Below are 12,535 nucleotides of genomic sequence, written 5' to 3'. Positions count from 1 at the left end.
CGGCCCGCCCGGTGGCCTGCCCGGTGGCCTGCCCGGCGGCCCGCCCGGCGGCCGGTCCCGGTCACCCGACCGCGGTCACTCGACCCCGATCAGCAGGGGCGCCAGCTGCCGGCCGCCGTCGTAGACCACCGTGTCGACCGCCAGGTGCCCACCCCGTACGAACCCTTCGAGCCGGTCGGCGACCGCCACCGGTACCCCGTCGCCCAGGACCAGCGTCACCAGTTCGCCGCCCGCGGAGAGCATCCGGTGCAGCACCGTCTCCGCCGTGGTGGCCAGATCCGCCCCGATCACCGCCACATCGCCGTCGATGAGACCCAGCACGTCGCCGGCCTGACAGATACCGGCCGAGGTCCAGGACTGCCGCTCAGCGACGGCCAGTTCGGCGTAGCGGGTGGCGCCCGCCGCCGCGGTCATCGCGACGACGTTTTCGTCGAACCGCCGGTCGGGCTCGTGCACGGCCAGCGCCGCGACCCCCTGGACAGCTGCCCGGGTGGGGACCAGGGCCACTCGTACGCCCTCCGCCCTGGCCTGTTCGGCCGCCGCAGCTGCCGTGTGGCGCAGTTCGGCGTCGTTGGGCAGCAGCACCACCTCACGAGCGTGCGCGCGCCGGATCGCGTCGACCAGTTCGCCGCTCGCTGGCGGCTCTCCCGGGCGGGCCAGCACGGTGGTGGCACCGGCTTCCCGGCACAGGGCCGCCAGCCCCTCGCCGGGGACGACGGCGACCACCGCGCGCTGGACCTGCTCGGGCGCCGGGGTCCCGGTGGCGCCGAAGTGGGTGATACGGATCCGGTACGGGCGCCCGGCGTCGACTCCGGCCTCCACGGCGGCCCCGGCGTCGTCCACATGGACATGGACGTTCCACAGGCCGTCACCGCCGACGACGACCAGTGAGTCGCCGATGCCGTCGAGCCGGGCGCGCAGCCGGGCCACGGCGTCGTCGTCGGCTTCCAGGAGGTAGATCACCTCGAAGGCCGGGCCGCCTTCGGCCGGGCAGTCGTCGGTGAAGTGCGGGGGCAGGACGGTGGGAGCCCGCCGCCGCTCGGCGGCCGGAGCCTCACCGGAGAACGCCCCGGCCAGCGCGGCGAGCACGTCGACCAGGCCCCGGCCGCCCGCGTCCACGACGCCCGCGCGGCCGAGTACGGCCAGCTGTCCGGGGGTTGCGTCCAGCGCCGCGCACGCTCCTTTGTATGCCGCGCGCGCCACCGCCGTGCAGCCGGCGCCGGTACCGGCTGCCGCGGATGTGCCGGTACGAGCGGCGGCAGCGGCAGCCGCTTCGGCCGCGGCGGTGGCCACCGTCAGAACAGTGCCCTCCACCGGGTGCGCGACCGCCTGGTACGCCGATTCCGCCGCCCGGCGAAGCGCCTCGCTCAGCAGTTCCGCGTGATCATCGTCACCCGCCGGAGCCCCGAGCACCTCGGCCATGCCGCGCAGCAACTGGGCCAGGATCGTGCCCGAGTTGCCGCGGGCCCCGATGAGCGCGCCGTGTGCCATCGCCCGTACCGCGTCCGCCAGCGCGGGGGCCGATTCCCCGCCGGGGGCTCCGTCAGTGGTTCCCGCGTCGGGTCCGGCGGCTCCCACCGTCCCGTGCGCGACGAAGACCGCTTCGACCGCCTGGGCGGCGGATTCCACTGTCAGATAGAGGTTGGTGCCGGTATCCCCGTCGGCGACCGGATAGACGTTGATCGCGTCGATCTCCTCGCGGTCCCTGCCCAGTGCCTCCAGCGCCAGTGAGCACCAGGTGCGGACCACGACGGCATCGATATCGTCGGGCGGCTGCGGCACCTGGAGCCTCCTTGAGCAGCGGGGTTGAACCGCAGGGTAGCCCTCGGCCGGGAAGCGGGCAGCGGAACCCGGACGGGGAAGGGGGCGGTGCCAACCATGGTAGTTTCGTTCCACCGGCGCAGTCGTTGTATGCTGCTTCGGTTGCCCGATGAGAATCGGGCCATTCCTCCGGTACCGCCACTTCAGTCAATGATTCCGGCGCGCCGGAATTCACTGTAAGTGCACCTGAAGTCTTTGGAGTGACCCGTGGCTGCCAACTGCGACGTCTGCGGCAAGGGGCCGGGCTTCGGCAACAACATTTCGCACTCGCACCGCCGTACTCCGCGTCGCTGGAATCCCAACATCCAGCGCGTGCGTGCAGTGGTCGGTCGGACGCCGAAGCGGCTCAACGTCTGCACCTCGTGCATCAAGGCCGGCAAGGTCTCGCGCTAATCTGTGGTTGTTCCCCGCCTGTGCGGGGACTGACCCCGCCGACGTTTCGTCGTAGCGCAGCCCCTTGCGGTTGCCTTGAAAAGCCGGTCCACCTCGGTGGACCGGCTTTTTCGCATTCCCGCACCGATGCCGGACGGCATCGGTGCGGTCAGCCGGTCACCGGCGGAACTGCCAGCCGTGGTCCACCGGGCCGATGCCCGAACCCAGCGGGAATCCGGCGCCGATCGCGCCCGTGACGTACTCCTTGGCCGCGGTCACCGCGTCGGGCACGGCCAGACCGTGCGCCAGCTGCGCCGCGACGGCCGACGCCAGCGTGCATCCGGTGCCGTGCGTATGACGGTTGTCGAGCCGGGGCGCCCGCAGCCAGTGCTCCTCGCTGCCGTCGGTGAGCAGGTCCACCGCGTCACCCGCGAGATGACCGCCCTTGATCAGCACCCACTTCGGCCCGTGGGCCAGCACGGCCGCCGCCGCACGCGGCAGATCGGCCTCGCCCTCCACCTGTACGCCGGTGAGCTGGGCCACCTCGTCCAGGTTGGGGGTGGCGACGGTGGCCACCGGCAGCAGCTGCTTCCGTACGGAGTCCAGCGCCGATGCCGCGAGCAGCGGGTCGCCGTGCTTGGAGACCCCCACCGGGTCGACGACGACCGGGGCCCGTGTCCCGGCAAGCAGCCCGGCCACCGTCTCCACCAGCTCCGCCGACGACAGCATCCCGGTCTTCACCGCGTCGACGCCGATGTCGTCCACGACCGCACGGTACTGGGCGCGTACCGCGTCGGCGGGCAGCTCCCACGCGCCGTGCACGCCCTGGGAGTTCTGGGCGGTGACCGCCGTGAGCACGCTCATGCCGTGCACCCCGAGGGCGAGCATCGTCTTCAGGTCTGCCTGGATGCCCGCGCCGCCGCCGGAGTCCGATCCGGCGATGGTCAGGACCAGTGGTGGCGCCGTCATGACGGGTCCTCCCCGAAGTGGTCCCAGCCGCCCTTGCTGGTCCACGGCGCCCCGTCGACCGTCACATGGGGCAGCGCGGAGGGGTTGGCCACCTCACCGATCACCTTCCAGCGCGCGGGCAGTTTCACGTCCGGCGGGAAGGTCGCCACGATCGCGTGGTCCTCTCCCCCGGTGAGCACCCACTGGAGCGGGTCCACACCGACGGCCTGGCCGATGTCGCTCATCTGCGTGGGGATGTCGATGAGCCCCGCGCGCAGGTCGATCCGGACCTTGCTGGCCTCGGCGATGTGCCCGAGGTCGGCCACCAGTCCGTCGCTGACGTCGGTCATCGCGGTGGCGCCGAGGCCGGCGGCCGCGGGGCCCGCGTGGTACGGGGGTTCGGGGCGCCGGTGCGCCTCCACGAAGGCGCGGGGCGAGCGGAATCCGCGGGAGAGCACCGCGAACCCGGCGGCGGACCAGCCGAGCCAGCCGGTGACGGCAACGACGTCGCCGGGCCTGGCGCCGGACCTGGTGACCGGTTCGTGGTTGCGCAGATCGCCGAGTGCGGTGATGGAGACGGTGATCGTGTCTCCTCGTACGACATCACCCCCGACCACGGCGGCCCCCGCGACCTGGCACTCGTCGCGGATGCCGTCCATCAGTTCGGTGGGCCAGGTGACCGGGAGCTCGGCGGGCACGACGAGCCCCAGGAGTATCGCGGTGGGCACCGCGCCCATGGCCGCGATGTCCGCGAGGTTCTGCGCCGCCGCCTTGCGGCCCACGTCGTACGCGGTGGACCAGTCCCGGCGGAAGTGCCGCCCCTCCAGCAGGATGTCCGTGCTCGCCACGACCCGCCGGTCGGGGGCGGCCACGACCGCGGCGTCGTCGCCGGGCCCCAGCCGTACCGCCGGGGTCGTCGTGAGCCGGGAGGTGAGCTCTCTGATCAGCCCGAACTCCCCGAGCTCCCCCACAGTGCCCTTCATCGCCCGTCGCCTCTCCTCGTGATCCGGACCTCATGTCCGGGCTGTCCGCCGGCCTGCCTGCCAGGGGAGGTGTCCCATATGCCCTGCCTGCCCCGATCGGCCAGCGCTCGCGGGCTCCCACTGCCGTAGGTACCGTCAATCAGGTACGTCAACTCTGTATCCCATACACCCCGTACGCGTGCGACTGCCGGGCGCGGGGGGCTCCCCACCACCCGGAACGACGCGATACCGTGGCGTCCCTTTCTCTCCCCCACATGATCCTCGTGGCCGCCTTGGAGGTTCCGTGGTACAGGCGTACATCCTCATTCAGACCGAAGTGGGCAAGGCGACAGCGGTCGCCGAGCTCGTCGGGAAACTCCCCGGGGTGATCCAGGCAGAGGACGTGACCGGTCCGTACGACGTGATCGTGCGCGCACAGGCCGACACCGTCGATGAGCTCGGCCGCATGGTGGTCGCCAGAGTCCAGCAAGTGGACGGCATCACGCGCACCCTGACCTGCCCGGTCGTCCATCTGTAGCCCCCTCTACGCTGAGCCGGTGAAGACCGATCGCCGCCGGCTCCTGTCCCTTTCCGCCGCCGCCCTGCTGCTGGCGGCCGCGGGCTGTTCCTCGACGGACGACAGCACGTCCGTCGCGGTTCCCGAGCCTCCCGCGGCCCAGATCAAGCTCTGCGGGGCGCTCGACAAGGCGCTGCCGAAGACCGTCGCGGGACTGACCCGCGGCGATCCGGCGCCGAAGTCCGAACTGACCGCCGCTTGGGGGGATGCGGCGATCGTACTGCGCTGCGGGGTCCCGCGGCCCGCCGAGATGGACGACTCCCAGGCCAAGGCCGTGGACGCGAACGGGGTCAACTGGCTGCTGGAGCAGCGGGACAGCGGACCCCGGTTCACGACCACGTACCGCAAGGCCTACGTGGAGGTGACCCTGGGGCAGAAGTACGCCCACGACGTCACCCCGCTCTCCGACTTCGCGGGCGCCATCAGGAAGACGGATCCGTCCAGCCTCTGAGGCCGGCCGGCGCACGGTCTCAGCGCAGGCCCGTCGAGCGGCTGAGTGCGGCCTGGATCAGCCGGTCCACCAGCTCCGGGTAGCCGACGCCGCTCTCCTGCCACATGCGCGGGTACATCGAGATGGGCGTGAACCCGGGCATGGTGTTGATCTCGTTGATGACGAACCCGCCGTCCTCGGTGAGGAAGAAGTCGGCGCGCACCAGACCCTCGCAGGACACCGCGTCGAACGCCTCCACCGCGAGCCGCTGCACCTCGGCGGTCTCCTCGGGCGTCAGCGGTGCGGGCACCATGCCCTCGGCCGACTCACCGGGGATGTACTTCGCCTCGAAGTCGTAGAAGTCGTGCGAGGTGACCGGCGGGATCTCGGCGGGCACGCTCGCCCGCGGACCGTCCTCGAACTCCAGCACCCCGCACTCGATCTCGCGGCCCCGCAGCAGCGCCTCGACCAGCACCTTGGGGTCGTGGCGCCTGGCCTCTTCGACGGCGTCGTCGAGACCGGCCAGTGAGTCGACCTTGGTGATGCCCATCGACGAACCGCCGCGCGCGGGCTTGATGAAGAGCGGCCAGCCGTGCTCGCCCGCGAAGTCCACGATCTTCTTACGGGCGGCAGCCGGGTCCAGGTTCCACTCGCGGGGGCGGATCACCTCGTACGGGCCGACCGGCAGCCCGTACGAGAGGAACACCCGCTTCATGTACTCCTTGTCCTGGCCGACGGCGGACGCGAGGACACCCGCGCCGACGTAGGGCACTCCGGAGAGTTCGAGCAGCCCCTGCAGGGTGCCGTCCTCTCCGTAGGGGCCGTGCAGCATCGGGAAGACCACGTCGACGTCGCCCAGCGCCTTGGGCACCGAGCCCGGCTCGCTGTAGACGACTTCGCGGTTGCCCGGGTCGACGGAGAGCACCACGGCGCCCTCGGCACCCTCGGCGATCGCTTCCACCGACGGCATGGTGCGGTCGGCGATGGCCATCCGCTCGGGATCGTCCGCGGTCAGTGCCCAGCGGCCGTCCGTGGTGATGCCGATGGGCAGTACGTCGTACTTCGTCCGGTCGATGGCGCGCAGGACGGCACCCGCTGTGACCACCGAGATGGCGTGTTCGGAGCTGCGCCCGCCGAAGACAACCGCCACACGCGGCTTACGACGCTGCTGCTCAGGGCTCTGGGATGAGTTCTCGCTGCTCATATCGCGTTGAGGGTACCTGCTGGTACGTATCGAGTCAGCGTCGCTCGGCCTTGGCGCTCCGGGACATCAGTTCCTTCAGCGCGACGACCGGCGCCTTCCCGTTGTGGACGATGTCCACAACCGTCTCCGTGATGGGCATTTCGACGCCGTGCCGGCGGGCCAGATCGGCCACGGATTCACAGGACTTGACGCCTTCGGCCGTCTGGCTGGTGGCCTCGATGGTCTCCTGGAGCGTCATGCCCCGGCCGAGGTTGGTGCCGAAGGTGTGGTTGCGGGAGAGCGGCGACGAGCAGGTGGCCACCAGGTCGCCCAGGCCGGCGAGTCCGGAGAAGGTCAGCGGATCGGCGCCCATCGCCAGGCCCAGACGGGTGGTCTCGGCGAGTCCGCGGGTGATCAGTGAACCCTTGGCGTTGTCGCCGAGGCCCATGCCGTCGGCGATCCCGACGGCGAGGCCGATCACGTTCTTGACGGCGCCGCCCAGTTCGCAGCCGACGACGTCGGTGTTGGTGTACGGGCGGAAGTACGCGGTGTGGCAGGCGGCCTGGAGCCGCTGGGCCACCGCTTCGTCCCGGCAGGCGACGACGGCGGCCGCGGGCATCCGGCCGGCGATCTCCTTGGCGAGGTTGGGCCCGGTGAGTACGGCGACGCGCTCGGCGGGGACCTTGCCGACCTCCTCGATGACCTCGCTCATCCGCTTGGCCGTGCCGAGTTCGACGCCCTTCATCAGCGAGACCAGGACGGTGCCGGGGTGCAGCAGGCCGGTCCAGTCGGCCAGGTTGGCGCGCAGCGTCTGCGACGGAACGGCGAGCACGGTGAACTCAGCGTCGCGGGCGGCCTCGGCGGGATCGGCGGTGGCCCGCACCGACGCGGGGAGTTCGATCCCCGGCAGATAGTCCGGGTTGGTACGGGTGGTGTTGATGGCATCGGCGAGAGCGGCGCGGCGGCCCCAGAGGGTCACCTCGCACCCCGCGTCGGCGAGGACCATGGCGAACGCCGTGCCCCAGGATCCGTTGCCGAAGACGGCTGCTCGCGTCACTTGGTGCCCTCTCCTGCGGCCTTGCGGCGCTCTGCTGCGCGGGCCTTGCGGTGGTCGTACGGTTCGGCGGGGGCCTGCTCGCCGCGCAGGTCCTCCAACAGGGCGGTGACGGCGGCCATGATGGCCTCGGTCGCCTCTCTCAGCACCTCGGGCGTCGGGTCCTTGCCGTAGAACCGCGCCAGGTCCACCGGCGGTCCGGCCTTGACCTGAAGGGTCTTGCGCGGGAAGAAGTGCACCTTCTTCCCGGTGGCGTACGGCGGCATCGCGAGGTTGGCGCCCCACTGGGCCACCGGGATGACCGGGGCCTTGGTGAGGAGAGCCGCCCGTGCGACGCCGCTCTTGGCGGTCATCGGCCACTGCCCCGGGTCGCGGGTGAGGGTGCCTTCGGGATAGAAGGCGACGCACTGGCCCTTCTCAACGGCGGCAACGGCGGCCCGGAAGGCGCCGAAGGCGTTGGAGGACTCGCGGTATACGGGGATCTGGCCGGTGCCGCGCAGCAGCAGTCCGACGACGGGCACCTTGAAGAGCGCGGCCTTGGCCAGGAAGCGGGGCACCTTGCCCGTGTTGTACTGGAAGTGACCGTAGGAGAACATGTCGAGATATGAGTTGTGATTGACAGCGGTGATAAATCCGCCGTCATCCGGAATGTGTTCCATTCCGCTCCAGTCCCGCTTGAACAGAACCAGCAGTGGCGGTTTAGCAATCACCGCCGCCAGGCGGTACCAGAAGCCGATTCTGCGGCCGGACACTCGGACACCTTCCTCTTGTTCCTCTTGAACCTCAACGCTGCCTGGCTGCCGGACGTCACCTGTCGCCCCAGGCCCCCTGCTCTGTCGAGAACACCGTACGCCCGGCCCGGCCCGCCCGGTATCGCGGGCTCGGGCCACAATGGGGCCGATGCCGAACACGGATCGGACCGCCAACTGGTCCCTGGTCGTACCTCTGAAGCCCTTGTCGCTGGCGAAGAGCAGACTCTCGCCGACGGCCTCCGACGCGGTGCGTCCCGGGCTCGCCCTGGCCTTCGCGCAGGACACCGTGGCGGCGGCGCTGGCCTGTTCCGCCGTGCGGGATGTGGCCGTCGTCACCAACGACGCGCTGGCCGCCGCCGAACTGGCCGCGCTGGGTGCCCGGATTGTGCCGGATACGGCAGCGGCGGGGCTGAACCCCGCACTGGCGCACGGCGCGCGTTCCGTCCGCGAGCTGCGCCCCGGGGCCGCCGTGGCCGCGCTGAACGCCGACCTTCCCGCACTGCGCCCGGCGGAATTGCGACGGGTGCTCGACCGGGCGGCGGAATTCCCCCGTGCATTTCTGACGGATGCCGCCGGAATCGGCACGACTTTGCTGACCGCACGGGCGGAAACGGAATTGAGCCCGGCATTCGGCGGGCTGTCACGGGCCCGGCATTCCGCGTCGGGGGCGGTGGAAATACTGCTCGGGGGCGTGGCTTCGGTCCGCCAGGACGTGGACACCGGTGACGATCTGCTGGCCGCGGTGGCGCTGGGGCTCGGCCCGTACACGGCCCGCAGGTACGCGGCGGTCGCCGGGGAGCGGGGGTCCGCCCGCAGCCGGGAGGGGCGTCACGGGACGCCGTAGGACCGACCGGCAATTGCCGATCGGTCTAAGCTGCGCTCATGCAGGCGACCGCGTACACGTACGACTCCGAGACCCGCAGCGGCAGTGTGCTGCTCGACGACGGCACCCCGGTGGATTTCGGTGCCGCGGCCTTCGACGCGGGCGGCCTGCTGCTGCTGCGGCCCGGGCAGCGCGTACGGATCGAGACGGCTGACAACGGCGGCGCGGGCGAAGCCCCGCGGATCACGCTGGTGACGCTCCAGACGCTCTGAGAGCCGCAACACCGACGCCTCAACGCACCGCGGGCCGGACTCCCCAGGGGGAGTCCGGCCCGACGCGTGGGTGGCCTACCGCTTACTTCTTCCTGGCGGTGGCCTTCTTGGCGGTGGTCTTGCGCGCCGTGGTCTTCTTGGCCGGGGCCTTCTTCGCCACGGCCTTCTTCGCCGGCGCCGTCTTCTTCGCGGCCGCCTTCTTGCCGGTGGCGGCCTTCTTCGCCGGGGTCGCCTTCTTCGCGGCCGCCTTCTTGGCGGTGGTGGCCTTCTTCGCCGCGGTGGCCTTCTTGGCCGCCACCGTCTTCTTGGCGGCGGTCTTCGCCGTCGTGGCCTTCTTCGCCGCCGCCTTCTTGGCGGTGGTGGCCTTCTTGGCCGCGGCCTTCTTGACGGTCGTACGGGTGGAAGCACCGCCCGAGAGGCTGCCCTTGGGCGCCTTCTTCACCGCCACGTCGTTCTTCGGGAGCTTCTTCGAGCCGCTGACGAGGTCCTTGAAGCCCTGACCCGCGCGGAAGCGCGGCACCGAGGTCTTCTTGACCCGCACGCGCTCACCCGTCTGCGGGTTGCGGGCGTACCGGGCCGGCCGGTCGACCTTCTCGAACGAGCCGAAGCCGGTGACCGACACGCGGTCGCCGCCGACAACTGCGCGGACGATCGCGTCCAGTACGGCATCGACAGCGTCTGCGGCCTGCTGGCGGCCACCGACCTTGTCGGCAATGGCCTCTACGAGCTGCGCCTTGTTCACGTCTTCCCCTTCGGAGACATTGCCTGAACGAAACTGTCCAGGCTTTTTCGCACGTTAGGCAGATATATACCGCAAATCAAACACGAAACGGTCTAATCACCCTTGTGCCGCAACGAACTCAACCGTCACGGAGATCCACCAAGGGAGTTGCCATCGGGGAATCGACCCTCGTCGAGGTCCTTCATCAGCCGATCCAGCCGCGTTGCTGCATCGGTGAGATCGTGCTTCGCCGCGGCCGTGATGACCAACAGCTTCCGGGACAGCGCCATCCTTACGCCCTCCGGGACTTGCAGTTCACGCACCCTTGCGTGCGCTTCTTTCATTTGTTCGGCGACTTCCGCGTAAAGCTTGAGTTGGTTGTCGCGTTCCATGCGCCGATTGTGCCATCTGGGGCGAGTTGTCGCCCGGCGGGGGCTCAACAAGCGACTGCGCCCCCTGCCGGTCGGCAAGGGGCGCAGTCCTGAAAACGTGCTGCTCAGACCTCAATTGTGCGGGGCTTGAAGGCGGGTCGGGCCGCCTCGTAAGCCGTGATGTCCGCTTCGTTCTGAAGGGTGAGGCTGATGTCGTCCAGGCCGTTCAGCAGCCGCCAGCGGGCGTTCTCGTCCAGCTCGAAGTCGGCCGTGATGCCCTCGGCGAGGACCTGACGGGCCTCCAGGTCAACGGTGATTTCGGCGGCCGGGTCGGCCTCCGTCAGCTTCCAGATGGCATCCACGACCTTCTGGTCGAGAACCACGGTCAGCAGACCGTTCTTCAGCGAGTTGCCGCGGAAGATGTCGGCGAACCGGGACGAGATGACGGCCTTGAAGCCGAAGTTCTGCAGGGCCCACACCGCGTGCTCGCGGGAGGAACCCGTACCGAAGTCGGGGCCCGCCACCAGCACCGAGGCACCAGCGCGCTCCGGGCGGTTGAGCACGAACTCGGGGTCCTTGCGCCACGCCTCGAAGAGCCCGTCCTCGAACCCGTCGCGGGTGACCTTCTTCAGCCAGTGGGCCGGGATGATCTGGTCGGTGTCGACGTTGCCGCGGCGCAGCGGGGCGACCCGGCCGGTGTGCTTGGTGAAAGCTTCCATGGAAATCAGGCCTCCACGAGAGTCGGGGCGTCGGACAGGTCGGCGGGCGAGGCCAGATGACCCAGCAGCGCGGTGGCCGCGGCCACCTGCGGGGAGACCAGGTGGGTACGGCCGCCCTTGCCCTGCCTGCCCTCGAAGTTGCGGTTGGAGGTGGAGGCGCAGCGCTCACCGGGTGCGAGCTGGTCGGGGTTCATGCCCAGGCACATCGAGCAGCCCGCGTGCCGCCATTCGGCGCCCGCCGCGGTGAAGACCTTGTCCAGGCCCTCCTCCACGGCCTGCAGCGCGACCCGCACCGAGCCGGGGACGACCAGCATGCGCACACCGTCGGCGACGCTGCGGCCCTTCAGCAGGGCTGCCGCGCTGCGCAGGTCCTCGATGCGGCCGTTGGTGCAGGAGCCCACGAAGACGGTGTCGACCTTGATGTCGCGCAGCGGCTGGCCCGCGGTCAACCCCATGTATTCCAGGGCCTTTTCGGCGGCCAGACGCTCCGATGCGTCTTCGTACGAAGCCGGGTCGGGGACGCGGGCGGAAAGCGGTGCGCCCTGGCCGGGGTTGGTGCCCCAGGTGACGAACGGGGCCAGTTCGGCGCCGTCGATGAACACCTCGGCGTCGAAGACCGCGTCGTCGTCGGTGCGCAGCGTCTTCCAGTACTCGACCGCCGCGTCCCACTCCGCGCCCTGCGGGGCGTGGTCGCGGCCCTTGAGGTAGTCGAAGGTGGTCTGGTCGGGGGCGATCATGCCGGCTCGCGCGCCTGCCTCGATCGACATGTTGCAGATGGTCATCCGGGCCTCCATCGAGAGCTTCTCGATGGCGGAGCCGCGGTACTCCAGGATGTAGCCCTGTCCGCCGCCGGTGCCGATCCGGGCGATGATCGCCAGGATCAGGTCCTTGGCCGTGACCTCGTCGGGCAGTTCGCCCTCCACCGTGATGGCCATGGTCATGGGGCGGGCCATCGGCAGCGTCTGGGTCGCCAGCACATGCTCGACCTGGGAGGTGCCGATGCCGAACGCCAGCGCGCCGAAGGCGCCGTGCGTGGAGGTGTGGCTGTCACCGCAGACCACGGTGGTGCCCGGCTGGGTCAGGCCCAGCTGCGGTCCGACGACATGGACGACACCCTGCTCGACGTCGCCCAGCGGGTGCAGCCGTACGCCGAACTCCGCGCAGTTCTTGCGCAGCGTCTCCAGCTGGACACGCGAGACCGGGTCCGCGATCGGCTTGTCGATGTCGAGGGTCGGGGTGTTGTGGTCCTCGGTGGCGATGGTGAGGTCGAGTCGCCGCACCGGCCGGCCGTTCTGGCGCAGGCCGTCGAACGCCTGCGGGCTGGTCACCTCGTGCAGCAGGTGCAGATCGATGAAGAGAAGGTCCGGCTCGCCTTCGGCGCGCCTGACGACATGGTCGTCCCAGACCTTCTCCGCGAGTGTCCTACCCATCGCTTTCCCTCCGGCCGGCGTCTTCGCCGGCCCAACTAGAAATCGGGCGCCCCGTCCGGACCCCCGTACCGGGCGGCAACTGCGAGCCGTTGTACGGCCG

At 70.4% G+C, this 12,535-nt stretch carries 15 protein-coding genes; 5 read left to right on the top strand and 10 right to left on the bottom strand.

The window, feature by feature from the left end; genetic code table 11:
• Positions 1 to 75: 75 nt before the first annotated feature.
• Positions 76 to 1,782 (bottom strand): DAK2 domain-containing protein, encoded by a 1,707-nt coding sequence (locus tag OHB13_RS27295; RefSeq protein WP_328378812.1) that lies wholly within the window; start codon positions 1,780 to 1,782, stop codon positions 76 to 78.
• Positions 1,783 to 2,028: 246 nt separating this feature from the next.
• Between OHB13_RS27295 and rpmB the strand changes: the two genes are divergently transcribed.
• A complete protein-coding gene (gene rpmB / locus OHB13_RS27290; protein ID WP_015036441.1) occupies positions 2,029 to 2,214 on the top strand; it encodes a 50S ribosomal protein L28 in 186 nt (61 codons plus the stop codon).
• A 156-nt stretch (positions 2,215 to 2,370) separates the two neighbouring features.
• On the opposite strand, the gene thiD is transcribed toward rpmB, so the two are convergent.
• Positions 2,371 to 3,162 carry a bifunctional hydroxymethylpyrimidine kinase/phosphomethylpyrimidine kinase gene (thiD, locus tag OHB13_RS27285; RefSeq protein WP_266852574.1) on the bottom strand — a complete coding sequence of 264 codons (792 nt, stop codon included), beginning with the start codon at positions 3,160 to 3,162 and terminating at the stop codon, positions 2,371 to 2,373.
• The gene (locus OHB13_RS27280; protein WP_328378811.1) at positions 3,159 to 4,124 is read right to left on the bottom strand and encodes a thiamine-phosphate kinase; all 966 of its coding nucleotides are present in this window, start codon (positions 4,122 to 4,124) and stop codon (positions 3,159 to 3,161) included. Before OHB13_RS27280 ends, thiD begins: the two co-directional genes overlap by 4 nt.
• Positions 4,125 to 4,407: 283 nt before the next feature.
• On the opposite strand from OHB13_RS27280, the gene OHB13_RS27275 reads away from it, so the two are divergent.
• Positions 4,408 to 4,641 carry an Lrp/AsnC family transcriptional regulator gene (locus tag OHB13_RS27275; RefSeq protein ID WP_266852578.1) on the top strand — a complete coding sequence of 78 codons (234 nt, stop codon included), beginning with the start codon at positions 4,408 to 4,410 and terminating at the stop codon, positions 4,639 to 4,641.
• 19 nt (positions 4,642 to 4,660) lie between these two features.
• Positions 4,661 to 5,131, top strand: coding sequence for a DUF3515 domain-containing protein (locus OHB13_RS27270; RefSeq protein WP_328378810.1), 471 nt, complete (start codon positions 4,661 to 4,663; stop codon positions 5,129 to 5,131).
• A 19-nt stretch (positions 5,132 to 5,150) separates the two neighbouring features.
• On the opposite strand, the gene OHB13_RS27265 is transcribed toward OHB13_RS27270, so the two are convergent.
• From OHB13_RS27265 to OHB13_RS27255, 3 genes are read right to left on the bottom strand one after another with little or no spacing between them, the layout of a single operon-like run.
• A complete protein-coding gene (locus tag OHB13_RS27265) occupies positions 5,151 to 6,314 on the bottom strand; it encodes a D-alanine--D-alanine ligase family protein (RefSeq protein WP_328378809.1) in 1,164 nt (387 codons plus the stop codon).
• A 34-nt stretch (positions 6,315 to 6,348) separates the two neighbouring features.
• A complete protein-coding gene (locus OHB13_RS27260; protein WP_266852583.1) occupies positions 6,349 to 7,350 on the bottom strand; it encodes an NAD(P)H-dependent glycerol-3-phosphate dehydrogenase in 1,002 nt (333 codons plus the stop codon).
• Positions 7,347 to 8,099, bottom strand: a complete 753-nt coding sequence (locus OHB13_RS27255) for a lysophospholipid acyltransferase family protein (protein WP_266852585.1) — start codon at positions 8,097 to 8,099, stop codon at positions 7,347 to 7,349. Before OHB13_RS27255 ends, OHB13_RS27260 begins: the two co-directional genes overlap by 4 nt.
• A gap of 148 nt (positions 8,100 to 8,247) precedes the next feature.
• Here OHB13_RS27255 and cofC point away from each other — a divergent pair, with 148 nt between their 5' ends.
• Positions 8,248 to 8,943, top strand: a complete 696-nt coding sequence (cofC, locus tag OHB13_RS27250; protein WP_266852587.1) for a 2-phospho-L-lactate guanylyltransferase — start codon at positions 8,248 to 8,250, stop codon at positions 8,941 to 8,943.
• Between the two features lie 38 nt (positions 8,944 to 8,981).
• On the top strand, positions 8,982 to 9,194 hold the full coding sequence (locus OHB13_RS27245) for a hypothetical protein (protein ID WP_266852589.1): 213 nt from the start codon (positions 8,982 to 8,984) through the stop codon (positions 9,192 to 9,194).
• Positions 9,195 to 9,276: 82 nt separating this feature from the next.
• Here OHB13_RS27245 and OHB13_RS27240 read toward each other — a convergent pair whose 3' ends face one another.
• The 4 genes from OHB13_RS27240 to leuC all read right to left on the bottom strand — a co-directional run bounded on the left by OHB13_RS27240 (position 9,277) and on the right by leuC (position 12,435).
• Positions 9,277 to 9,936, bottom strand: a complete 660-nt coding sequence (locus tag OHB13_RS27240; protein WP_328378808.1) for an HU family DNA-binding protein — start codon at positions 9,934 to 9,936, stop codon at positions 9,277 to 9,279.
• A 125-nt stretch (positions 9,937 to 10,061) separates the two neighbouring features.
• Complete coding sequence (locus OHB13_RS27235) at positions 10,062 to 10,307, bottom strand: hypothetical protein (RefSeq protein ID WP_266852593.1); 246 nt, start codon at positions 10,305 to 10,307, stop codon at positions 10,062 to 10,064.
• 104 nt (positions 10,308 to 10,411) lie between these two features.
• Positions 10,412 to 11,005, bottom strand: a complete 594-nt coding sequence (gene leuD, locus OHB13_RS27230) for a 3-isopropylmalate dehydratase small subunit (RefSeq protein ID WP_328378807.1) — start codon at positions 11,003 to 11,005, stop codon at positions 10,412 to 10,414.
• 5 nt (positions 11,006 to 11,010) lie between these two features.
• Positions 11,011 to 12,435 carry a 3-isopropylmalate dehydratase large subunit gene (leuC, locus tag OHB13_RS27225; RefSeq protein ID WP_266852596.1) on the bottom strand — a complete coding sequence of 475 codons (1,425 nt, stop codon included), beginning with the start codon at positions 12,433 to 12,435 and terminating at the stop codon, positions 11,011 to 11,013.
• Positions 12,436 to 12,535: the final 100 nt, after the last annotated feature.

Source organism: Streptomyces sp. NBC_00440, from assembly GCF_036014215.1.
Lineage (GTDB): Bacteria > Actinomycetota > Actinomycetes > Streptomycetales > Streptomycetaceae > Streptomyces.
This window is presented reverse-complemented; position numbering and strand designations above follow the sequence as displayed.